Source organism: Klebsiella sp. CSG-1 (assembly GCF_056521145.1).
In genome coordinates this window covers 518,349-539,888 of record NZ_JBWNLD010000003.1, presented here as the reverse complement: position 1 = coordinate 539,888, position 21,540 = coordinate 518,349, and the positions used below count along the sequence as shown (strand labels likewise).

At 54.0% G+C, this 21,540-nt stretch carries 21 protein-coding genes and 1 tRNA gene; 11 read left to right on the top strand and 11 right to left on the bottom strand.

Annotated elements, in window-relative coordinates; all coding sequences use genetic code 11:
- The first annotated feature begins 50 nt into the window (after window positions 1–50).
- Complete coding sequence (locus AC007G_RS10530) at window positions 51–479, top strand: DcrB-related protein (RefSeq protein ID WP_099973024.1); 429 nt, start codon at window positions 51–53, stop codon at window positions 477–479.
- A 199-nt stretch (window positions 480–678) separates the two neighbouring features.
- A complete protein-coding gene (locus AC007G_RS10525; RefSeq protein WP_142630811.1) occupies window positions 679–1,002 on the top strand; it encodes a colicin V synthesis protein in 324 nt (107 codons plus the stop codon).
- Between the two features lie 58 nt (window positions 1,003–1,060).
- Here AC007G_RS10525 and AC007G_RS10520 read toward each other — a convergent pair whose 3' ends face one another.
- From AC007G_RS10520 to nac, 5 genes are all read right to left on the bottom strand, one after another.
- Entirely contained in the window at window positions 1,061–1,534 is a 474-nt protein-coding gene (locus tag AC007G_RS10520) for a hypothetical protein (RefSeq protein ID WP_094898036.1), read from the bottom strand.
- Window positions 1,535–2,413: a winged helix-turn-helix domain-containing protein gene (locus AC007G_RS10515; RefSeq protein ID WP_085396372.1), complete on the bottom strand. Its 879-nt coding sequence runs from the start codon at window positions 2,411–2,413 to the stop codon at window positions 1,535–1,537. It abuts the gene before it with no gap.
- Between the two features lie 907 nt (window positions 2,414–3,320).
- A complete protein-coding gene (gene ldtA / locus AC007G_RS10510) occupies window positions 3,321–4,265 on the bottom strand; it encodes a L,D-transpeptidase (RefSeq protein WP_094898035.1) in 945 nt (314 codons plus the stop codon).
- A 106-nt stretch (window positions 4,266–4,371) separates the two neighbouring features.
- Window positions 4,372–5,322, bottom strand: a complete 951-nt coding sequence (cbl, locus tag AC007G_RS10505) for an HTH-type transcriptional regulator Cbl (RefSeq protein ID WP_015583978.1) — start codon at window positions 5,320–5,322, stop codon at window positions 4,372–4,374.
- A 106-nt stretch (window positions 5,323–5,428) separates the two neighbouring features.
- Entirely contained in the window at window positions 5,429–6,346 is a 918-nt protein-coding gene (gene nac, locus AC007G_RS10500; RefSeq protein ID WP_004864391.1) for a nitrogen assimilation transcriptional regulator NAC, read from the bottom strand.
- Window positions 6,347–6,675: 329 nt separating this feature from the next.
- Between nac and AC007G_RS10495 the strand changes: the two genes are divergently transcribed.
- Window positions 6,676–6,751, top strand: a tRNA-Asn gene (locus tag AC007G_RS10495).
- A 387-nt stretch (window positions 6,752–7,138) separates the two neighbouring features.
- Here the strand turns inward: AC007G_RS10495 and AC007G_RS10490 are convergent.
- A complete protein-coding gene (locus AC007G_RS10490) occupies window positions 7,139–8,443 on the bottom strand; it encodes an LLM class flavin-dependent oxidoreductase (protein WP_032695327.1) in 1,305 nt (434 codons plus the stop codon).
- A 193-nt stretch (window positions 8,444–8,636) separates the two neighbouring features.
- Window positions 8,637–8,816 (bottom strand): iron-containing alcohol dehydrogenase family protein, encoded by a 180-nt coding sequence (locus AC007G_RS10485; protein ID WP_142630812.1) that lies wholly within the window; start codon window positions 8,814–8,816, stop codon window positions 8,637–8,639.
- Between the two features lie 346 nt (window positions 8,817–9,162).
- Between AC007G_RS10485 and purB the strand changes: the two genes are divergently transcribed.
- Genes purB through AC007G_RS10465 form a run of 4 tightly spaced genes read left to right on the top strand, consistent with a single transcriptional unit; the run spans window position 9,163 to window position 13,587 of the window.
- Window positions 9,163–10,545 carry an adenylosuccinate lyase gene (purB, locus tag AC007G_RS10480; protein WP_142630813.1) on the top strand — a complete coding sequence of 461 codons (1,383 nt, stop codon included), beginning with the start codon at window positions 9,163–9,165 and terminating at the stop codon, window positions 10,543–10,545.
- The gene (locus tag AC007G_RS10475; RefSeq protein ID WP_064793684.1) at window positions 10,542–11,078 is read left to right on the top strand and encodes a GNAT family N-acetyltransferase; all 537 of its coding nucleotides are present in this window, start codon (window positions 10,542–10,544) and stop codon (window positions 11,076–11,078) included. The genes purB and AC007G_RS10475 overlap by 4 nt, the downstream gene beginning before the upstream one ends.
- A 1-nt stretch (window position 11,079) precedes the next feature.
- Complete coding sequence (locus AC007G_RS10470; protein ID WP_099973027.1) at window positions 11,080–12,258, top strand: amidohydrolase; 1,179 nt, start codon at window positions 11,080–11,082, stop codon at window positions 12,256–12,258.
- Between the two features lie 3 nt (window positions 12,259–12,261).
- Window positions 12,262–13,587, top strand: a complete 1,326-nt coding sequence (locus tag AC007G_RS10465) for an MmgE/PrpD family protein (protein ID WP_142630814.1) — start codon at window positions 12,262–12,264, stop codon at window positions 13,585–13,587.
- Here the strand turns inward: AC007G_RS10465 and AC007G_RS10460 are convergent.
- Genes AC007G_RS10460 through AC007G_RS10450 form a run of 3 tightly spaced genes read right to left on the bottom strand, consistent with a single transcriptional unit; the run spans window position 13,574 to window position 16,147 of the window.
- On the bottom strand, window positions 13,574–14,335 hold the full coding sequence (locus tag AC007G_RS10460) for an amino acid ABC transporter ATP-binding protein (protein ID WP_032695333.1): 762 nt from the start codon (window positions 14,333–14,335) through the stop codon (window positions 13,574–13,576). The two genes, AC007G_RS10465 and AC007G_RS10460, sit on opposite strands and share 14 nt — an antisense overlap.
- Window positions 14,328–15,254 carry an amino acid ABC transporter permease gene (locus AC007G_RS10455; RefSeq protein WP_032695334.1) on the bottom strand — a complete coding sequence of 309 codons (927 nt, stop codon included), beginning with the start codon at window positions 15,252–15,254 and terminating at the stop codon, window positions 14,328–14,330. Before AC007G_RS10455 ends, AC007G_RS10460 begins: the two co-directional genes overlap by 8 nt.
- The gene (locus AC007G_RS10450) at window positions 15,251–16,147 is read right to left on the bottom strand and encodes an ABC transporter substrate-binding protein (RefSeq protein WP_046852116.1); all 897 of its coding nucleotides are present in this window, start codon (window positions 16,145–16,147) and stop codon (window positions 15,251–15,253) included. The genes AC007G_RS10455 and AC007G_RS10450 overlap by 4 nt, the downstream gene beginning before the upstream one ends.
- An 824-nt stretch (window positions 16,148–16,971) precedes the next feature.
- Here AC007G_RS10450 and AC007G_RS10445 point away from each other — a divergent pair.
- From AC007G_RS10445 to AC007G_RS10430, 4 genes are all read left to right on the top strand, one after another.
- Window positions 16,972–17,904 (top strand): nucleoside recognition domain-containing protein, encoded by a 933-nt coding sequence (locus tag AC007G_RS10445; RefSeq protein WP_032686857.1) that lies wholly within the window; start codon window positions 16,972–16,974, stop codon window positions 17,902–17,904.
- 105 nt (window positions 17,905–18,009) lie between these two features.
- The gene (locus AC007G_RS10440) at window positions 18,010–18,261 is read left to right on the top strand and encodes a histidine kinase (RefSeq protein WP_142630815.1); all 252 of its coding nucleotides are present in this window, start codon (window positions 18,010–18,012) and stop codon (window positions 18,259–18,261) included.
- A gap of 137 nt (window positions 18,262–18,398) precedes the next feature.
- Entirely contained in the window at window positions 18,399–19,853 is a 1,455-nt protein-coding gene (locus AC007G_RS10435; protein WP_032686855.1) for an AMP nucleosidase, read from the top strand.
- A 200-nt stretch (window positions 19,854–20,053) separates the two neighbouring features.
- The gene (locus tag AC007G_RS10430) at window positions 20,054–20,845 is read left to right on the top strand and encodes an HAD-IIB family hydrolase (protein ID WP_142630816.1); all 792 of its coding nucleotides are present in this window, start codon (window positions 20,054–20,056) and stop codon (window positions 20,843–20,845) included.
- 82 nt (window positions 20,846–20,927) lie between these two features.
- On the opposite strand, the gene AC007G_RS10425 is transcribed toward AC007G_RS10430, so the two are convergent.
- Window positions 20,928–21,371, bottom strand: a complete 444-nt coding sequence (locus tag AC007G_RS10425) for a MerR family transcriptional regulator (RefSeq protein ID WP_142630817.1) — start codon at window positions 21,369–21,371, stop codon at window positions 20,928–20,930.
- Between the last annotated feature and the right edge of the window lie 169 nt (window positions 21,372–21,540).

Here is a 21,540-nt window from a genome sequence, read left to right as displayed (position 1 = left end):
ACTGGCACCCCTTCCCCCTTATCCCCATAGCCTTACATACAGGAGAGAATATGGCTAACCGTTTAGTATGCCTTGAAGGCACCGTAGATTTTGAAGAAGAGATTAGAAACCAGGCTGTGAATATCATCTCATTCCACCAGGGGCAGCAAATCACGATTAATCGCGACCGCATGCTGCCCGGCAGGTCTTTCGCTGAGCAAATATCATTGCAACTGGATAATGCTCAAAAAATATTTAAACAATTTAATTTTATTAAAATGGAAGAATGGAAAGACGACGATGTATTTGGTGAGACAATAGAAATTATATTTACTTTCGTATCAGCAAGCGGGCAACGCGTCTGGCAGGTTACTCTGGCATCCTGCATTGCCGGTCAGGATATTATCAATTTTACCAGCGTATACCCTGACAAAGGGAGCATGGAAAGAGAGATTGTCCGGCTTCATCGTTGCGTGAAGCGCTTCATTTTAAACACCTAGTGCTATCGCCTGCTGTTTTTACATGAAAACCAGCACCTTGAAATTACAAAAACCAGTAATGAACCAGGTAAAATAGAAGTAATTCTATTTATTTAAACATATACCATAGGCATAATTCACACATCAGAAATGACCGGCGGAAATTAATGCCAGGATATTTCTGTAATTACACTTTATTTTTAACTAAAGGAAGAAACACATGCGCGAATTAAACGTAATGGAAATTGATGCCGTCTCCGGCGCGGGTCTTTTTAGCTCTCTGACCAGCGCGATTCTCGGCGCAACGGCGGCCGGGCTTGCTGGCGCGATCATTGGGGGGATGCACGGTGGTGACGGCGGCGGTGTCCTGGGCTTTGGCGCCATCGGCCAGCTGGTGGGGATGATTGGCGGCGGCCTGATCGGCGTCGTTGGCGGGGCCGTCGGTGGCGCGGTGATCGGCTGGGATGATCCGGGTTCAGTGACTTCTAGTGTGCTCCAGTTTGTCAATAACGTCAGCAGTGGAGATTTCATGCGGGCCGCATGATTGCCTGACTAACCACAAGGTGCAGATCATTCTGCACCTTTTTCTTTTCCGCAACGTATTAATCAGCGGCATTACAGATATAGGTAGGTAGCGCTGAGATCATAAAAAGATAGTTGCCATTTTTTTGTTGGTTTATTCGAATATGAAGACTCTTGTCCGGGTACACGAAAAAATCAGGTTGGTACTGACTCAACCAGCCATCGTCCACATTATCATCCGGAAACTTAATATTTTTCTCTGATGTCATATAATAGATATCCTGATGCCGGCGCATGCTAAACGATATTTTACGGTTAAAAATATTCTGCGGATCAGATCGCGCACGGCCATTAATACTCACCACGCCAGCCTGACCGCTAAACATAAAACGGAGTGAAACATCGATATTTTCATTTGCATAATGCTGAGAAAAGCTGGCAACACAGGAAAAATCATCAGGCCCTTTTTTACTCCATAATGAATAAATGAACACCGCGGCAGTCGCTGCCGTTAATACCGGCAGCAGTACCTTTAATTTACGGCTAATTCTCACTTACTGGTCCTCAAAAAAATAATCAGAAACACAACTATTGGGTTCGTTCATCTGCTTATCACAGCGAATAACGGAGGTTCTCGGCAACAGCGGAAAACGAGTAACGTATACCCAGGGATAATTTGTGCAGTTCTCCAGGAACTGGCTGGCTCGTCTGAGAGCGGAGGAACGCTCTTTATCAGAGATAATGGCGCCCGAGAGATGGATGTGACAACCCTCAATGGTTTTCAGGAAGTCGTAGTGAGAAAAGTACTGGTTTTGCCCCTCAACATAACGACTCGTCGCGATAAATCCTACGCTAAGAATAATGGTCAGTAGCGCCCCGGTCATCACGCCTGGCAATGAGTGACGGCATCCTGTCTTGCGCCTTGTTTCCGGGTGTTCCGGTGGTTGTATTTCTTCGTTCTCGGTTATCGCCGATTCGCCATCAACCTGAATTGATAACGGAGGTTGCGTTTTAAGTGTCCGTTCCTGCAGCGTTTCATCAAAATTGATACCGTTAGAAGGCATAGGGCTGGTTTCAACCTGCTGTTCGGAGGTCAGTTTTTTAATATATACGCCACTGGCCAGCGTTAACCCCACGCGCGAAATCGTCACCACCAGCTCTTCATCAAGGCCCATCTTTTTAAGGCCTTTACGCAGGATAGAAATGTTTTGATAAAATGTATTAGTGGATACCTGCATACCGCATTTTGTCCAGACAATATCCAGGAATTCTTGCTGGGTAACGATACTGCCAATCCGTTCAATAAGAAGCAATAAACACCGACTGGCTGGTGAATTTAAGGTAATAACATTGTCATGATTATTAAGGTCGCGCAACGTACTGGTTGCCGGATGAAACTCAACGGTTCCATTTATAATATAATGGTTATGCATACGTTTACGTCAAGGCTCCTGGTAAAATGCAGGCACTGGCAATAATCCACTACGTACAATAACCCCACCAGAGATTGTTTTATTGTTTGGGTAGCGGGTTATGAGACTTCCTGATACAACATGACTAATAACGAACAGATGGAAGCGAGACAACTATAATTAATATAATCTACTACGGATTTAACATATCTTATTCATCAAGAAAACCAGCAATAAAATATGCATATTAGACTTCCTGCCATCATTAACAAATTAAAGCACGCATTTAATTCTTAATAAACATTAAGACAGTCCCAGTATAATCACAGCTCCGAGGAGCAGACCAACTGTTTTTAACCAATAGATATCCATCATTTGATAGGCAAAACAAATCATCCAAAATATAGTCAGCACTGTTATATTTTATCCAGCAATCGATATAATTCTTATATTGTGATTTATTGAGATAATTTCATAAACAGAATTCATTGATGCGCTTGATTTTAATCATTATTTTTTCACTCATTGATTTAAATCAATTATTGCTTATCTAAAAAATTAAATAAATCAATCAGGATTCTTTATCTTTCCTTAAAAAATCATCCACAAATCTCACGCCAGGGCTCGCCCCCACGCTTAAAAATATTCAGCGTATAATGTGCCAGTTGTGATGATTCATAGAGGCAAAATAAGAATATTCCCTGATTTTAAAGGACCTGTTGATGAACGAAGATTTTTTATTTTTACTTAAATGAGGGGGCCTGCAGATTTTCATTTAGCTAACTCATCAGCCAGTGAGTGATGAAGGCCCCCAGTCAGAGGAACCTGATTTAAAAAGCCCGCTTCAGGAAACTTAAGCGGACTTTTTGCTTTGCTGCTTTTGAATTCACCCGCAATGGGTTATTTCCACGCCAACGATCGCGCGCCGCTAGCTCCCGATATGGCTTTGGGTGCCAGCCTCGCTGATATTAACCGGCATACCGGAGCGTCGTTCGAGAGCCTGCTCCGCCCGAATCACATTGACACCCACCCCCTTCACAAACGCCTGAATGCCTGCGGTCAGGGGTAACGGTACTTTTCTGTCCGATTCGTATTCTGCGCGGTTACGCGACAGCGGCTCATGAACTTCAACCCAGCGACTACCGTCCGGCTCTTCGGTAAACTTCACCGGCTGATCGATAATCTGCACGCGGGTGCCAACCGGGACGTTGTCGAACAGATATTTAATATCGTCATTACGCAGGCGAATACACCCCTGACTGACGCGCAGCCCGATACCAAAATTAGCATTGGTGCCATGAATAGCGTACAACCTGCCGATATAAATCGCGTACAGTCCCATCGGGTTATCCGGCCCGGCCGGAACGAACGCCGGCAGACTTTCGCCTCTGCGGGCATATTCACGCCGCGTGTTGGCCGTTGGCGTCCAGGTCGGCGCTTCCTGCTTACGTTCTACGGTCGTGACCCAGTTACGCGGCGTTTCACGCCCCGCCTGGCCGATACCAATTGGCAAAACCTCAACGGTGTTGCCTTCCGGCGGATAGTAATAGAGGCGCATTTCCGCTACGTTGACCACGATGCCTTCACGAACCGTAGCAGGCAAAATCAGCTGCTGCGGGATCACCAGCGTCGTACCCGACCTCGGTAGAAAAACATCAACGCCGGGGTTCGCTTCCAGCATATTGCTCAGCCCCTGCCCGTATTGCGCTGCAAAGGCTTCCAGCGGTTGAGTATTATTGTGCGGTACGGTAATCAGCTGCGGGCTTCCCACCAGGCGGCTTCCTTCCGGCGGCAACGGATAACTTACGGCCAGCGCACTCTGGCTTGAGAGAATAAATAAAAAAGAGCAAAACCATTTCACACGCCGCACCATTTATTTCCCTTCCTCAGTCGCGACAATCGTGAATGAATTATAGCGTTTTTCTCACCTCTTCGTGGCAGCGGACCGCTGTTCCTTTATCCGCCACCGCGAAAATCTTTCAAATCTGATAATCAATGGCCGCTTCTTCCGGCTCCATTGCCTGGCGTTTAATTTCATCCAGCGACAGCCCGGCGTTGCACAGCTCGATAAACCGCCAGACATAATTGCGCTGCAGTTGCCCGCGTTTAAGCCCTAACCAGACGGTATTCGCATCGAAAAGGTGCCGGGTTTCCAGGCGGGTAAAGGTGTCTGACTCCCGGGCATCGCCCGATTGTTCCGCCACCAGCCCGACGCCGAGTCCCAGCTCAACATAGGTTTTAATGACGTCGGAGTCCTGTGCGCTAAGGACAATATCCGGCATTAGCCCTTTACGGTTAAAGGCTTCATCAATACGCGAGCGCCCGGTGATGCCCTGCCGATAGGTAATTAACGGCCAGCGAGAAATAGCTTCGAGAGTTAAAGGGGTCGTTTGCACCAGCGGGTGATCTTTCGGTACCAGCAGGCTGTGATGCCAGCGGAACCAGGGAAAAGCCACCAGCGTCGGATCGTTACTCAGACGTTCACTGGCGATACCGATATCTGCGCCACCGTTATGCAACAGCGCTTCAATCTCCTGAGGGGTGCCCTGAATCAGTTCCAGCCGCACATCGGAAAAGAGCTCCCGGAAAGCTTTAATCACCGGCGGCAGGCTATAGCGCGCCTGGGTATGAGTCGTCGCAATGGTGAGCACACCGGATGCATCGTTGGTAAACAGGTCGGCAAGACGGCGGACATTACTGGCTTCATTGAGAATGCGTTCCGCAATGGATAAGAGCGCTTTACCCGGCTCCGTCATCCCCAGCAGACGTTTACCGCGTCGGATGAAGATCTCGATCCCCAGCTCTTCTTCCAGCTCACGGATATGACGGCTCACGCCCGATTGCGATGTATACAGCATATTTGCGACTTCCGTCAGGTTGTAATCCTGACGGGCAGCCTCACGAATAATTTTTAGTTGCTGGAAATTCACCCTTTCCTCCGGGCTATCAGACATAACATATGCTCTATTGTTAAAGTCTGTCGTCCTTACTAACAAATAATAAAAACCAGCAACTTATTCCTTTCAGGAATATAGATTAACTTACCAGCAACAATTCACGATTTTCCAGCGAAGGACGACTCACCAGCGAAAGCAAAATCTCTTTCACCGCCTGTGCCTGCGGTGACAGACTGCCCTTCGCCGACATATTCAGCGATAACGACAGACTCATCGAGGGCGTACTGATCCGCGCCATCCAGCCGTTTGCCGCTCCGCACAGCGATCGCGCGGCGGACTCTGGCAGCACGGTAACGCCCATTCCACTGGCAATCGCCGCGGTTAGCGTCGTAATGGATTCAATTTCACCGATAATTTTCGCCGACAGACGACGCAGGGTGAACGCTTCCGTCACCCGCGCACGTACCGCGCTGTAATCGCGCGGCAGGAACAGATTCATCTCCGCCACCGCGGTCAGATCGACGCTCTGTCCCGGGCAATCGCGGGTCCCCACCAGATAAAGATCTTCTTTCAACAAAGGCTGGCTGATAATGCCAGCTACCGGCGAACGCTCGTAGAGCACGGCCATATCCAGCTGGCCGCTGAGCAGTTTATCGTTAAGTATTGTCCCGCTACTTTCCTGCAGATAGACCATCACTTCGGGCAGCTCATTGCGCACCGTTTGCAGCAGCGGCATGGTAATGGCAGAAGCCGCGGTCCCCGGCGCAAGGCCAATCGAGACCTGGCCGCTGAGCGTATGACCCACGTTATTCACCGCCAGCTGCGCCTGCTCGCACTGACGCAGGATGGTGCGCGCATGGGTATAGAGAATCTTCCCGGCTTCGGTCGGGGTAACGCCGCGCTTTGTCCGAATCAGCAGCTGCTGGTCCAGTTCGCCTTCCAGGGTCGCCACCTGCTGGCTCAGCGCCGGTTGTGCGATGTGCAAGACTTCAGCAGCCTGGGTCAGACTGCCGATATCGACGATTTTTACAAAATACTTCAGTCGTCTTAAGTTCATTTTGCCTCCTGTAAGGAAAGCCAGTACCAACGCTGGCTATTGAGTTACAGAGGTTTTGCAATTTGCTTGCCAGTTTTTTTGCATCGGTGCAAAGGCCGCTACAGGCGGCGTGATAAGCGATTCTGATAGCAACAGAGTATTTATTTGCCCGGTAAGCGGATTACGCTATGCCCCATTAGGGGTATATTTGCACCACAACGGTGCACATCGATGGAAAACAGCGCAAACGCATCCCTGTTGCTGAAATTGTCAGCAATCGAACAGATTCGGGTGATTCTGCCTTTGACAAGGCCATGCGCCGCCGTTAATATGCGCCCCGTTCACACGATTCCTCTGTAGTTCAGTCGGTAGAACGGCGGACTGTTAATCCGTATGTCACTGGTTCGAGTCCAGTCAGAGGAGCCATATTTAAGAAGCCCGCTTAAGGAAACTTAAGCGGGCTTTTTGCTTTTCTGTATTTATCCCTCACATACTATTTTGTCAGCCAATCCTCAGTGTCTGAAAATGTTCGCCAATAGCTGCTCAGAAGAGTGGCAGAACGGTCTACCGTATTAAGGGTAACCATCCTGACATAGCAGGCGCTGCTTGCGGAAAGGGAAGCTGGGGCATTCAACAACGACATGATGCTGGCGAGGTTACTGCGCCGCAAAGCACACCGATAAGAGAAAACGGCTTTTTCCTTGCGAAGGATTAGCAATGATCCTGCCAGCAGAAGGCGGGCAGTAACGGACTGTCGATACCCCAGAAGCGAATCCTGAGTATTCTGCCCACCGCTGCCACAAGTGGCTATTCTTACGCGCCGATCGCTGGCAGCCCCAGATTTTCGCGGAGGGTACTGAACTCATACTCCTCGCGGAACAGGCCGCGACGCCTCAACTCGGGGATCACCATCTCAACAAACAGGGAAAGTTGTTCCGGCATCACGGCCGGCATAATATTGAAGCCATCCGCACCGCCCTGTTCCAGCCAGCGCTGGAAATCATCGGCGATATCCTCCGCGGTGCCCACCAGCACGCGGTGGCCGCGTGAACCGGCCGCAATCGCCGCCAGCTCGCGTAGCGTCAGGTTTTCGCGATACGCCAGATCGGTCAGAAGCTTCACCCGACTCTGATTCCCTTCCCCCGCAGGGATTTCCGGCACCGGGCCATCGAGCGGGTACTGACTAAGATCCATATTGAAACGGGTGGAAAGCTGCCGAATACCGTTATCGATATCCACCAGCGTGTTTAACTTGCGCCACGTTGCGCGCGCTTCTTCCCGCGTGCGGCCGACAACAGGCATCACGCCCGGCAGGATAAGTACATGATCCGGATTGCGCCCCGCCTCCCGCACCTGTTGTTTCTGCGCACGGTAAAATGCCTGCGCCTCTTCGAGCGTAGCGGCAGCCGTAAAGACCACTTCGGCCGTTCGCGCCGCCAGTTTCTGCCCGTCAGCGGAGGATCCCGCTGCGATAATCACCGGCCGTCCTTGCGGAGAACGCGTAATATTCAGCGGCCCCTGTACCTGAAAATATTTCCCCCGGTGGTTCACGGCCTGAATTTTCTCGTCGACAAAATAGCGCCCGCTCGCCTTATCCGGTTGCACCGCCCCTTCCTGCCAGCCTTCCCATAATTTGCAGGTCACTTCGAGGAATTCATGGGCCACCGCGTAGCGCTCGGCGTGCAGCGGCATATTTTCGCGACTGAAATTGCGCGCCACATCGCCAGAAAAAGAGGTCACGACGTTCCACGCGGCGCGACCGCGGCTGATATGATCGAGGGATGAAAAGCTGCGCGCCAGATTAAACGGATCGCTGAAAGTAGTGGAGGCCGTCGCCGCAAGACCGATATGCCGGGTCTGCACCGCCAACGCAGCCAGCAGCGTCAGCGGTTCAAGGCGCGCCATCGTTGATGGCAGGCGGTAGACGCTGGTTGCCAGCGCATCACCGATAAAGAACATATCAAACTTACCCTCTTCGGCCTTTTTAGCAATCCACGTCAGCCATTCAATATCGGTCGGCGATCCCAGCGTTTCGGTCAACCGCCAGCCGCTGACATGGTGACCAAGCGGCTGTACGAACAGACCAAGGCGCAGCTGTCGGGAAGTGGTGTGGCTCATTATTTTTCCTTCTCAAAAAGTGGCTGTTTCGAGCGTCAATAGCGCATGCTCAACATTTTCGGCAGCAACGGAGAACGGCAGACGCAGCGCCTCGCTTGCCGGGAATTTCACCTCTCGGGCAGCACCCGCGTCGCGTTTTGTCTGCGCACGCTGTCCAGATGCGTCATAACTGCCGCATCGGTACATGCCGTCGTCAGAAAATTCGTCTGCCAGCGGACCCGGCATCGCGCAGGCTGTTCTCAAGCTGCGGGTTTACCGCTTTCCACGCCTGCTGACTGGTGAGGATGGCAACATGGGTCGTATGCTTGTGGAGAAGTGCTCCCACGCGGGCTCGCAGCCTGGGCTGATGGTGATAGGTTTGCGGTGATGTCATCGCGAACACGTTGCTGGCCTGTTTTTGGATAAAAAGATATATCAAAATTTCCCCGACACGCCTTCCGCAATAACCGAAGGCGTATCTCTTGATATATATTCTCCCAATCCTACGAGAATGAAAAAAAGAAACAAAGCGCTGATTCCAAATCCTTATTCACTAATTCGCAATAAGATAGATGAAATTTATCTATCTCGTTAAAAAACCTTGCATTATGCGCAGGATCAAAGAAATGATACTGCGCTATAGGGCTAATTTAACAATATCAAACCTTCTGAAAATAAAAGATTCAGATGGCACAGATGATTACTGAAAATAAATTACCCTTTTAAATAATGAGATTATTATGTCTGCACATCCAATAGATTTTCTTTTACTTGGTAATAATTTTGGCACTGCGGAAATGCGGGAAATCTGGTCAGAGAAAAACCGCCTGACCCAGCAAATACACGTTGAGGTGGCGCTGGCCTTAGCCGAAGGCGAGCTTGGCGTTATCCCTCAGCAGGCAGCACTCGCTATTGGCGAACTGGCTGACGCTGACAAACTCAACATGGAAGAGATCGCCGCCGCTGGCGCGCAGATGAAACATTCGTTGATGCCAGTATTAACCGCGCTCCAGCAACAGTGCGGTACCGCCGGTGAATACATCCATTATGGCGTCACGACGCAGGATATCGTCGATACCGCCACAGTCTTACAGCTAAAACAAACCCTGGACGTTGTAGCGCGCGATAGCATCGCGGTGGCTAACGCGCTGAAAAAACTGGCCCGCGATCACCAGTACACGTTGATGGCCGGGCGCACGCATGGGATGCAGGCGCTGCCCACGACGTTTGGCTTTAAGGTTGCGGTGTGGCTGGATGAATTTATCCGCCATCTCGATCGTCTGGCGGCCATCAGACCCCGGCTACTCACCGGCAACCTCAGCGGCGCGATCGGCACTTACGCCGCGCTCGGCGAGATCGGCCCGGAAGTTGAGCGCCGTGCATTGGCGCGCCTCGACCTCAACTCACCGACTATAAGCTGGCAGTCAGCCCGTGACCGCTTTTCAGAATATGCTTCGCTGGCGGCGCTAATCAGCGGCAGCTTAGGCAAAATCGGCAACGAGCTGTATAACCTGATGCGTACCGAAATTAACGAGATCGAAGAGCCGTTCAGCGCCGGTAAAATCGGTTCAACAACCATGCCACACAAGCGCAATCCGGCGGCGATTGAGGGGTTAGCCAGCCTGACCGCCCCGCTGCTGCACAGCGTCGCTTTGATACAGCAGTCCATGCACGTTGAGCACGAACGCGATGCGATGAGCTGGCGCAGCGAGTGGATTGCGTTACCGGAAATCTCCATTTATCTCTCTGCGCAGTTGCAAAACGCCCTCGCCATTTTATCCGGCCTGACGGTCAACAAAGTCCGAATGGCGGCCAATTTGCAGATACAGGACGGCCTGCTGTTATCTGAAAAAGTGCTGTTTGAAGTCGGTAAAAAGCTCGGCAAACAGAGCGCCCATCGTCTGATCTACGACTGCGCCATGCAGGCCTTTGAACAACAGTTATCTTTTCAAACCGTCCTGCTCGCCCATCCCGCCCTGGCAACCAGCATCAGCGCAGAGGAGCTGTGCAGCTGGCTGGATCCGGCAAACTATCTTGGCTGCGCACCGCAGAAGGTTGATGAAGTCATCCGCTTAGCTGAGCAGTCCGGGCATCTCTCGCCACCGGAGACACACGTGTTATGACCCACCATTTTCGCCGGCTGACGCTGGATGACAGGCACGACTACCTGGCGCTGATGCTCGCCGCCTATGCGCCGATTAAAGCACTGGGGATTCATTTTGATGCCGCCACCGCCGACCTGGCGCGGGTCACCCGGCATCTTACCGACCACGCCGTCTTTGCCCTGTTTGACGACCAACGGATGGTCGCCTCGGTCACCCTGCGTTTCCCCTGGGGCGTGCAGCCTGGGCCGTTCAACCTGCCGCATATCGGCTGGTTCGGTACCCATCCGGAGTTCAGAGGCAAGAATCTTGGCGGGAAACTGCTGAGCTGGCTGGAACAAACTGTCCTGCTGGGGGAGCTAAAAGCGCCCGCCTGTTCGCTCGGCACCGCGGTCAGCCATCCGTGGCTGCGCGATTTTTACGGCCGGCTGGGGTTCATCCCGATGTATACAACCGACCTCGGCAAAGGCCACATCACGCTGTATATGAAAAAAGTGCTCGATGAAACACAGCACGCCCGCTGGCTTGAACAGCAGCCGCCAACAGGAGTTTGACATGCCCGATCTTACTATCCCCCAGGAACATCAGCCTCTGGCAACCTTCCTGCAGGATTTTCGCCACCATCTGCATCGCCATCCGGAGCTCTCCAATCAGGAGTTTCAGACCACGGAGGACATCAAAGCCGCGCTGGAACAGCGGCAGATTCGCATCCTCGACCTGCCGCTGAAAACCGGTCTGGTCGCCGAAATCGGCGGCCACCGACCCGGCGCCGTGGTCGCGCTGCGCGCCGACATCGATGCCCTGCCGATTGAAGAAAAATCCGCAGTGGATTACGCCTCGCTCACCCCTGGGGTGATGCACGCCTGCGGCCATGATTTCCATACCTCGGCGGCGTTAGGCGCGGCAATTTTACTTAAAGCGCAGGAAGCGACGCTTACCGGCACCGTACGTATCTTGTTTCAGGCCGCGGAAGAGACCGGCCACGGTGCGCCGGCGCTGATCGCCACCGGTGCGCTGGACGATGCCGCCGTGATTTTCGGCATCCATAACGATCCGTCGCTTCCCGTCGGCACGATCGGCAGTAAGGACGGCGCCCTGACCGCCGGCGTGGATCGTTTCGCCATCACCCTCTCCGGTACCGGCAGCCACGCCGCCCGGCCGCATGAAGGTAACGATCCGATTATCATCGTCGGACAGGTTATCAGCGCGTTGCAGACGCTGATCGCCCGTAATGTGCCCTCTGACCATAACGCCGTGGTCTCCATCACCCAGGTGCACAGTGGCAGTACCTGGAACGTGATCCCCGACAGCGCCTGGCTGGAAGGAACGGTACGCACCTTTAACCAGACCACCCGCGAACTGATCGAACGCCGTTTCCGCCAGCTGCTGCGGGGTATCGCGGATGCCTTCGATGCGCAAATCGAGCTCGACTGGCAGCCCGGTCCACCTTCGGTGGTCAATACCGCCAGATGGGTGGATTTCGCCCTCGCCCAGGGCGAGGCATCCGGATTCGAGACACGGCGCGTCGAAGCCAGCCCGATTGGCGAGGACTTCGCCTTTTACCAGCAGAAACTCCCCGGCGCATTCATCATGGTTGGCTCCGGCGGTCCTTTCGCCCTGCATCATCCCGAATTCCGCGTCGACGATCGCGCGCTGTTCCCGACCGCTAACTATCTTACCCGGCTTGGCGTTCAGGCGCTGGAAGCACTCCGCCAGCAGGACACAGGAAAATAGACTATGAGCTTAACTCGGGCGCTGGCTGCCCTGATTGTCGATACATTGCCTTCTGCCGACGCGCGCGAAAAGGCCCGGGCGGGATTACTGGATTTTCTCGCCGTTACGCTACCGGTAACGCGCGGAGATATTGATGATTCCGGACTGAAAAGTTTGCGCCAGGTTTACCGGGCGAATGATGCGCAGAGTCGCGCGCTGCGGCTCGGCTATGCCGGACACGCGCTGGATTACGATGATTTTCATGCCGATTTTCGCGGCCATCCCTCTACCGTTATTCTGCCAGCGCTGCTGGCGCTGGCGGCTGAGCGCGCGGATATCGACGGCGACCGGTTTCTCGATGCTTATGTCATCGGGGTGGAAGCCGCCGGGCGCCTCGGGCTCGCTGCCGGGCCCCGGCATTACACCCTCGGCTTTCATAGCACCGCGACGCTCGGCACCATCGCCGCAGCGGCGGCCTGCGCGCGATTTGTCGGGGCTGGTGCACGGGATACCGCCGTCATTCTGGGGATTGCCGCCACCCAGGCCTCGGGGCTACGGGCGCAGTTTGGCAGCGAGGCCAAACCGCTCCACGCCGGACTGGCGGCGCAGGCCGCGGTCAGTGCCACATTGCTGGCGCTATCGGGATTTCACGGCCAGGCAGATAAGGTACTGGACGCATTTCTCACCGCCTGCTGCGCCGGCGCGCAGCAAACGGAAAAACTGACTGCCGGCTGGGGGGCCCCGTGGCGCATTGTTCACCCGGGGCTGGAATTCAAACCCTGGCCGACCTGCGGCGGAACGCACGGCGCCGCCGATGCCGCGCGCGCTATTCGCCAGGCGTGGTTGCAGCGGGGAAAAAACATCGCGGGGCTGCAACAAGAGCTGGAAAGGGTCGAAGTCTCTTTCCCACCCGGCGGTGATATTGCGGCCTCAGTGCGCCAACCGACCAACGGCATCGAAGCCCGCTTCAGTCTGGAATATGTGATTGCCGCCAGCCTGCTGCGGGAGACACTGCTGCTGGCCGATTTTTCGCAAGGCGCGCTGGATGAGGAAATTGCTGCGCTGGCGCAGACCGTCGCCCGCCGTCCCGACCTCACCGCCCCGCCAGACGAGCTGAATCCCGCGAATCGTTTTCATCAGGTGACGATATTTCTGCGCACCGGTGAGACGCTACAAAAACGCTTTACCCGTCAGCAAAGCCTGGCGATTCCTTTCGATTTAGCGGGTAAAGTAGACACTTGCCTGTCGCACGCGACGGATACTCAGCGAGAAGAAGTGGTGGCGCTGAGCCGGCTGGAAAGCCGTGACAGTCTGCCACGGCTGACTGATTTACTTTTTACAGAACGGTAGACAGGAACTCCCGGACACGGACGTTTTCGGCATTATCCAGCACCGTTTTACTCGGCCCTGAAGCGACGATTTTACCGCCCTCCATAAAGACGATGTTGTCGGCGACTTCACGGGCAAAACCTATTTCGTGGGTGACGATGACCATTGTTATCCCGGAATGGGCCAGCTTTTTAATCACCTGCAGAACTTCCCCCACCAGCTCCGGGTCCAGCGCGGAGGTGGGTTCATCAAACAGCATCACTTCTGGATCCATCGCCAGCGCCCTGGCAATCGCCACGCGCTGCTGCTGCCCGCCGGAGAGCTGCTGTGGCCAGTCATCCTCGCGGTTGGCCAGCCCGACCTGCCGCAGCAGCGTGCGGGCCTTGCTCAGGACCTGTTGACGTTGTTGTCCCTTCACCCGCAGCGGCGCATCGATAATGTTCTGCAGTACGGTGCGGTGCGGAAACAGATTAAATTGCTGGAATACCATGCCGGTGCGACTACGCTGTTCAGCAATTTTCCGGCTGCTCAGCTCATACAGCGCATTGCCTTTTTGCTGGTAGCCCACCAGTTCACCACCGATGCGGATTGTGCCACCGTCCAGTTTTTCCAGATGGTTGATGCAGCGCAGCAAAGTAGATTTGCCCGAACCAGAAGGCCCGAGGATCACGGTCACTGAACCGGCCGGAATATCGAGATTAATGTCATCAAGAACGGTATTTCCCGCAAAACGTTTGGTCACTTTACGAAATTGAATCGCCTCACCCATGGCTGGCTTCTCCTGGATTAAGCCTGACGGCGACGGTGTGCGGTCGGGATTTGCGTTTTGCCTTACGGTGGCTGCTACGGCTGAAATAGCGTTCGACGTAATACTGCAGCACCGAAAGCAGCGAGGTTAGCAACAGATACCACAGCGTGGCGACCAGCAGCAGCGGAATCACCTCATAGGTCCGCTGATAGATAATCTGCGCAGAAAACAGCACATCCTGCAGGGAAATCACCGACACCACCGCCGTGGTTTTCAACTGACCAATCACCTCATTGCCGGCCGGTGGCAGGATCGCGCGCATCGCCTGCGGCAGCACGGTGTGGCGGAAGATCTGCGCCGGACGGTAGCCGAGCGCCCGCGCAGCCTCAACCTGGCCTGCGCCGACGCTCTGGATACCGGCGCGGATAATTTCCGCCGCATACGCCGACTGGTGCATCACCAGCGCAATCACCGCCGCGCTAAACGGGCTGATGAGCGAATTGGCCGACGCGCTCCAGATTTCCCCTACCCACGGCAGCGAGAGCGAGATGGTGGGATACAGCGCAGCGATGTTGTACCAGAGGAACAGCTGAACCAGCATCGGTACGCCGCGGAAAAACCAGGTGTATCCCCAACTGACGGCCACCAGAACCGGATTGGAGGAGAGACGCATGAGCGCCAGCACGGTGCCGCCGGCAAAACCGCAGATCACCGAGATGGCCGTAAGCTGCAGGGTCATCAGTACGCCCTGCAGTATTGACGGTCCGGTAAAGTTTTCGGCGATGATCGCCCATTCAAAGCGCGGGTTGTGCAGCATAGAGTTCGCGATAGCAAACAGCGCCAGCATCACGATCAGGGCACTGATCCAGCGCCCGATATATCTTTTACTGACGATCCGCAGCTCTTCGGGCTGCTGACCGCGGTGGGTATCGCTGCTCATCCGAAAATCTCTTCGTTACGTTTTGACTCTTTGACGGCACCGAAACCAATTGACCATTTGTCGAGGATCTTCTGATACGTTCCATCGTTGATCAGCGAATTGATCGAAGCCTGAATAGCCTCTTCCAGCGGCGACTGTTTCTGCAGCGCGACGGAAACCGGCGCATCATCAACGTGAATGGTTCCACTCAACGCCAGCGTTTTTATCCGGTTGACCTGCCAGGTTAGCCCCTCATACGGACCAAAGAACATCGGCACCCGGCCGCTGACCACCGCCTGGACTCCCGAAGGCCGATCCGGGAAGACCGCGATTTTAATCGGTTTTTTGTCGACATCCGTACAGGCTTTGCTGGCCGCTTCAAGCCGGGCGATTTGCGTGGTGCCGGCGCCGGCGCCGATCTCCGCGCCGCAGACTGCATCAAAGGAGGTAAACGGTGCGATACTGGCATCTTTCCGCGAGATGACGCCAAGGCGCGAAGCGTCGTAATAGCTGACAAAATCAACCTGCTCAAGGCGCTTTCTGGTGGCGTTGATGTTAGACAGCGCTACGTCATAGCGGCCAGATTTGAGGCCGGGGATAATATTGTCGAAACCGCCGGTATCCTGCCAGTGAACAACCACGCCAAGTCGGGCGGCGACGGCATTCATCAGATCGATCTCGCGGCCGGCCAGCGTTTTATTGTCTTCCTGAAAAAAGGTGGTCGGCGGCGTATTGGGATTCGTCCCCGCCACGATATACCCACGTTGAATAATGTCATCCGGCAGTTTGCTTTTCAGGGTTTCATCCACACTCACCTGAAAAGTCGAATAAGAGGGTACATTTTGCTCAGCAGCCCAAACGGTAGATAAATTTCCGGCAATCAGCGCCGGGAGTAATAATTGGAATAACTTCATGGCGAGACCTATTCGTGGTTGCAAAATCCTGGCGAAAAACCGCTTAAATATCGCGGCTAAAGAGACAAGGCCCGTACCGTTTTCATTTCATACTTAAAGTAAAGTTACGTCTGACCTGCCTTAGAACCAATTCTGCAAGGACAGCCCTCTGACTGGCAAATGACAATATCAGCTAAGTTTTTTAAAAAGTTAGCTAAGGGAGATGTGCTTTAATCAAGCGCAACGGAGCGGCTTCAGATGACAATTTTGTCCTCAAGATCCTTCATCTTTTTGATTCCTGAGCCCTCAGCGATCCTCTCTTCGCCGAACGACAGCATGGCAATGTTCCGGTGTTTGGTGAATCGGACTTTACGCTGGGCGATCTTCGCAGGGGACGTCAACAACAGCTCGGAAGATCAAAGGATTCGCTTTGCAGGAATACTGACACTTTGCTTATCGCACGCTGTAACCGGAGAGATCTGAGCCCACTCAATCTCAGCCCTCCTCCGTGACTCGTCGCGCTCCGAACGACAATATGCCGGGAACGAGTCGCCTGGCGGCCCCTCGCGCTTTTTATCCCGAGCAGGGACTATCCGCGGACCCGCGCTCGACAGACCTGTCCATTTTTCATCCCTTCCACGGATAAGCCGCAGCGTTCATCGAATAATGCCCGGGGCAAACATAAGTTTTATTTTAATAATAATCCCCGAAATATGATTTTCTTATTTACACCACAATAATAGCCCGGTGCGGAGTGAGCACTACCATTAAGGCGTATCATTTCCGTCTGACGAGGATTATGATGATGGCTATTATCATTTCGCTATTCGGTGCTTGAGAGTTAAATGGATCTTATCGGCATTATTATGTCGGCGGGAAAATCCTCCGTTGATGTCGCGCTTTATACGCTATTACCCATTATGGTCGTCATGCTGATGATCATGAAATATCTGGAAGTCCGCGGGGTACTGGACGTTATCGTCCGCTGGGTCGCGCCGCTGCTCAAACCTTTTGGCCTTGGCGGGATGAGCGCATTCGCGTTGATTCAGATTAACTTCGTCAGTTTCGCCGCACCGTTGGCGACGCTGGCCATTATGGATAAGCGTGGCGTCTCAGATCGCCAGATGGCCGCAACGCTCGCCATGGTCTTTGCCATGGGTCAGGGCAACGTCTTTTACCCTCTCACCCCTTTCGGACTGCACTGGATGGCCTCGATTTGCATTTCGATTATCGGCGGTCTGTGCGCGGGGGCGGTCACCTGGCACGTCATCGGACGCCGTCTGTCAGTGATAGAGAATGCCCGGGCGGAGGTGTTACCCAACGCCGAACAAAACAGCCAGGGCGTGATTGCGGTCATTAACAATGCGGGATCGGATGCCATTCGTCTTGCGCTCGGCGCGGTGCCGATGCTGATCCTGTCATTAACCATCGTCGGGGTGATGCAGGCGGCCGGCATCATCGACATGCTCCAGCATCTGCTGATGCCGCTGCTACAGTGGCTGCATATTCCAGTCAATTTTGTCCTTCCTGCGCTGGTCAAATGTATCGCAGGTGGTACGGCCTATTTTGGCGTGGTCTCTGAACTGGTGCAGCAAGGCAAAGTCACCATCAGCCAACTCAACGCCTCCGCCGGACTCTTCATCCAGACCTTCGATCTGCCCGGCATTGGTATATTCCTTGGCGTGAGCTCGCGCTTTGTTCGGCTGTTCCGCTTTGCCGCCCCTGGCGCTATCATCGGTATTCTTATTCGGACCATTATGCACGTGACGATATTCTGAATCTTTTCAGATTAAACGCATCCTAAACCATTAGGCTATTCTTATTGTAAGAAAAAAGGTAACGGGCAATTATCGCCTGAAATAACGCTGAACAGGGAATGTCTTATGGAGTGGTGGGTAAAAAAAGTACAATCATCTAAGCAAACGCAAGATTATTGCGCAGTATTACAAAGCGCACATTTAATGGTTATTGCCGAAATCACCACCCGGCAATGCGCTTTACAGTGCGGAGATAAACTCACGCCGCTGGCAAATGCCCTGTATTGCCTCAATGACAATCCTGCGCTGACATTAAAAGTGATAAAAGCCACGCACTTCAGCAGCGAACGCTGGGAGGAAATCGCCAAATCTGATTAATAAATCAGCGACCGGCCCTTCAGCAACAATATTTAATTCAATCACTTTCACCGCCGAGCGACTGAAATTCCCCTTCGCTCTTTTCCGTCTGTGACATACTATCAAGCATGTCAGCAGACCTGAAAAAAGGAGCAAAGATGAACCACAAGGCCGCCAGTCTGACCCCGGAACAAGCACTGAATCAGCTTGAACTGCAGTATGAGCGTTCGGTCAATGCATTACGTAAAGCCATCGGCGAATATATCAACCACAGCATTCTCCCGGATGACGACGCGCGTGCTAACGGCTTGTTTGTCTATCCGCAGCTGTCCGTTTCATGGGACGGCGCTGACCATAAAGCGCTAAAAACCCGGGCCTGGGGCCGCTTCACCCATGCCGGTTGCTACACCACCACCATTACCAATCCTAAGCTGTTTCGCGCCTACCTGCTGGAGCAGCTCACGTCGTTGTATCAGGATTACGGTGCGCATATCAGCGTCGGGTTATCGCAGCATGAAATTCCTTATCCGTATGTCATCGACGGCTCTGCCTTAACGCTCGATCGCTCGATGAGCGCGGGGCTGACCCGCCATTTCCCGACCACCGAACTATCGCAAATTGGCGATGAAACCGCCGACGGGCTGTTCCATCCCACCGAACACCACCCGCTTTCCCATTTTGACGCCCGCCGCGTCGATTTCTCACTCGCGCGCCTGCGGCACTATACCGGGACACCGGTCGATCATTTTCAGCCGTACGTTCTGTTTACCAACTATACCCGTTACGTTGATGAGTTCGTGAGCTGGGGGTGTAGCCAGATTCTCGATCCTGACAGCCCCTATATCGCGCTCTCTTGCGCCGGTGGGATCTGGATAACAGCCGATACGGAGGCGCCAGAGCAGGCCATTTCCGATCTGGCGTGGAAAAAGCATCAGATGCCCGCCTGGCATCTGATCACCAAAGATGGCCAGGGTATTACGCTAATTAATATTGGCGTCGGCCCGGCGAACGCCAAGAACATCTGCGATCATCTGGCGGTGCTGCGCCCTGACGTCTGGCTGATGATTGGCCACTGCGGCGGTCTGCGTGAAAGCCAGACCATCGGCGACTACGTGCTGGCCCACGCCTACCTGCGTGATGACCACGTTCTGGATGCGGTGCTGCCGCCGGATATCCCGATTCCCAGCATTGCCGAAGTACAGCGCGCGCTGTACGACGCCACCAAGCAAATCAGCGGCATGCCTGGCGAAGAGGTTAAACAGCGGCTGCGTACCGGCACGGTGGTCACCACGGATGACCGCAACTGGGAGCTGCGCTATTCCGCCTCAGCGCTACGCTTCAACCTCAGCCGCGCCGTGGCCATCGACATGGAGAGCGCCACTATTGCCGCCCAGGGCTACCGCTTCCGCGTCCCGTACGGCACGCTGCTCTGCGTCTCCGATAAACCGCTGCACGGCGAAATTAAGCTGCCGGGCCAGGCCAACCGCTTTTATGAAGGGGCGATCTCCGAGCATCTGCAGATAGGCATTAAAGCTATTGATCTGCTGCGTGCGGAGGGTGACCACATGCATTCGCGCAAACTGCGTACCTTCAACGAGCCGCCGTTCCGCTAACCTTCTCCCCTCTTTTCCCGACGCGACGACGGACAAAGAGAAAGCGACAAACCGGTCTCACGACCGACCACCATCGGCCCGCCCACAGGCGGGCTTTCCCCTCAGCACCGGACTTCAGCCACGGTATAACTCATTGCCTTCCGTTATAACGCCTGCGCGCCAAAGCGCGATAACATCGTTTCTTTGTATTGGGAGTGGATATGCGACCACTTACGCTGGCATCACAGGGACTCTTCTCCTCGGTAAAATATGTTCTGACCGATATGGATGAAACGCTCACCTTTAACGGACGGCTTTCCGCCGCCACCTATGGGGCATTAGAGCGGCTGCAATCTGCCGGTATTCGGGTTATCCCCGTCACCGGCGCCCCGGCAGGATGGTGCGATCAGATGGTCAGAATGTGGCCTGTCGATGGCGTCATCGGTGAGAATGGCGGCTTTTTCTTTCAGCGTGCCGCCGATGGCCACGGGATAAACCGCCATTTTTGGCATGCGGACAAGCAGGCCGACATGCAGAAAACACTCACCGCGATTGCGCGGAAAATCGCCGGACAATACCAATGGGCAACCCTTGCGGCAGACCAGCCTTTCCGCCTCTCCAGCCTGGCCTTTAACCTGCCCGCGCATAGCGCGCACATTGACACGCTGCGTGAGTCGTTGCACGAGGCCGGGTTAAAGACCACGGTGAATAACTTATGGGTGCTGGCCTGGTCCGGGGAATACGATAAGTTAATCATGAGCCGTCACGTCCTCAGGACCTTTTACCATCTGGATGAACGGGCCGGACAGGAGAGCGTCTTTTATAGCGGAGACTCTGAAAATGACGCCCCGATGTTTGCCGGATTCAGGCATACCCTTGGTATGAGTACCCTGCGACATCACCTGGCGGCCATCCCGACGCTGCCTGCGTGGATAAGCGTGGGTCCCGGGGGAGACGGTTTCATCGAAGGGGTGGATAAAATACTGGAGCACAAAAAAGCACAGGCGTCGTGACTTAATGCAGAGGTGTCATCCGCCAGCAGGCAAGAAGAACGCTTAGCTTCCCGCTGGGCGGAAATCGTTTTACTCCGGCTGGTCAACTTTGGGGGGAGGTGTCGACACTCTCTTCTAGCCGCCCAGGCTCCAGCAGTTGCCCTGTCAGCCGCTGCATATTCTCCTCACATGAGATCCCATCGGGCCGCTCGGCGATGCTGGCGATCAGATTCAGCAGTTCTGCCTTACTTTGCGCAAGCTGCTTTTGCATCAGATCAATCTCCGCTATACGCCCCTGTAGCGACTGTATCAGCGCCTCGTGATCCCACCTTTTCTGCCGTTGCGGTAAAAAGCGGCGAATTTGCTCCAGAGAAAACCCCGCACGCTGCGCACGATCGATAATCTTCAGCAGATCGGCCACATCGGCAGAATAATTTCGGTAGCCATTTCCCTGGCGCGGAGGTGGCGTAATCAGCCCTTCGCTTTCGTAAAAGCGAATCCGCGAGGGGGTTATCCCCGTCACTTTTGCCAGCTCACCGATTCTCATACCTTCCCCCTCTTGACCTTAAAGTTAACTTTAAACTTATACTCGTTAAATGGTCAACAGAGGCATGCTGCCGAATCTGTATGTGGACCGGGTTCAGGATCAGATAATGCCTTTGATGGCTGACTGAACCGGCACGACATACCGTACAGCATGCCAATTGAAATGAGGA

What these genes read in the sequence shown, in the direction of transcription:
- nac (WP_004864391.1), bottom strand. Translation starts at nt 6,346, where the DNA reads ATGAACTTAAGACGACTGAAGTATTTTGTAAAAATCGTCGATATCGGC.
- AC007G_RS10450 (WP_046852116.1), bottom strand. Translation starts at nt 16,147, where the DNA reads ATGAAGTTATTCCAATTATTACTCCCGGCGCTGATTGCCGGAAATTTA.
- AC007G_RS10455 (WP_032695334.1), bottom strand. Translation starts at nt 15,254, where the DNA reads ATGAGCAGCGATACCCACCGCGGTCAGCAGCCCGAAGAGCTGCGGATC.
- AC007G_RS10475 (WP_064793684.1), top strand. Translation starts at nt 10,542, where the DNA reads ATGACCCACCATTTTCGCCGGCTGACGCTGGATGACAGGCACGACTAC.
- purB (WP_142630813.1), top strand. Translation starts at nt 9,163, where the DNA reads ATGTCTGCACATCCAATAGATTTTCTTTTACTTGGTAATAATTTTGGC.
- AC007G_RS10445 (WP_032686857.1), top strand. Translation starts at nt 16,972, where the DNA reads ATGGATCTTATCGGCATTATTATGTCGGCGGGAAAATCCTCCGTTGAT.
- AC007G_RS10425 (WP_142630817.1), bottom strand. Translation starts at nt 21,371, where the DNA reads ATGAGAATCGGTGAGCTGGCAAAAGTGACGGGGATAACCCCCTCGCGG.
- AC007G_RS10490 (WP_032695327.1), bottom strand. Translation starts at nt 8,443, where the DNA reads ATGAGCCACACCACTTCCCGACAGCTGCGCCTTGGTCTGTTCGTACAG.
- AC007G_RS10460 (WP_032695333.1), bottom strand. Translation starts at nt 14,335, where the DNA reads ATGGGTGAGGCGATTCAATTTCGTAAAGTGACCAAACGTTTTGCGGGA.
- AC007G_RS10435 (WP_032686855.1), top strand. Translation starts at nt 18,399, where the DNA reads ATGAACCACAAGGCCGCCAGTCTGACCCCGGAACAAGCACTGAATCAG.
- AC007G_RS10485 (WP_142630812.1), bottom strand. Translation starts at nt 8,816, where the DNA reads ATGACATCACCGCAAACCTATCACCATCAGCCCAGGCTGCGAGCCCGC.
- AC007G_RS10465 (WP_142630814.1), top strand. Translation starts at nt 12,262, where the DNA reads ATGAGCTTAACTCGGGCGCTGGCTGCCCTGATTGTCGATACATTGCCT.
- ldtA (WP_094898035.1), bottom strand. Translation starts at nt 4,265, where the DNA reads ATGGTGCGGCGTGTGAAATGGTTTTGCTCTTTTTTATTTATTCTCTCA.
- AC007G_RS10430 (WP_142630816.1), top strand. Translation starts at nt 20,054, where the DNA reads ATGCGACCACTTACGCTGGCATCACAGGGACTCTTCTCCTCGGTAAAA.
- AC007G_RS10440 (WP_142630815.1), top strand. Translation starts at nt 18,010, where the DNA reads ATGGAGTGGTGGGTAAAAAAAGTACAATCATCTAAGCAAACGCAAGAT.
- AC007G_RS10515 (WP_085396372.1), bottom strand. Translation starts at nt 2,413, where the DNA reads ATGCATAACCATTATATTATAAATGGAACCGTTGAGTTTCATCCGGCA.
- AC007G_RS10530 (WP_099973024.1), top strand. Translation starts at nt 51, where the DNA reads ATGGCTAACCGTTTAGTATGCCTTGAAGGCACCGTAGATTTTGAAGAA.
- AC007G_RS10470 (WP_099973027.1), top strand. Translation starts at nt 11,080, where the DNA reads ATGCCCGATCTTACTATCCCCCAGGAACATCAGCCTCTGGCAACCTTC.
- AC007G_RS10525 (WP_142630811.1), top strand. Translation starts at nt 679, where the DNA reads ATGCGCGAATTAAACGTAATGGAAATTGATGCCGTCTCCGGCGCGGGT.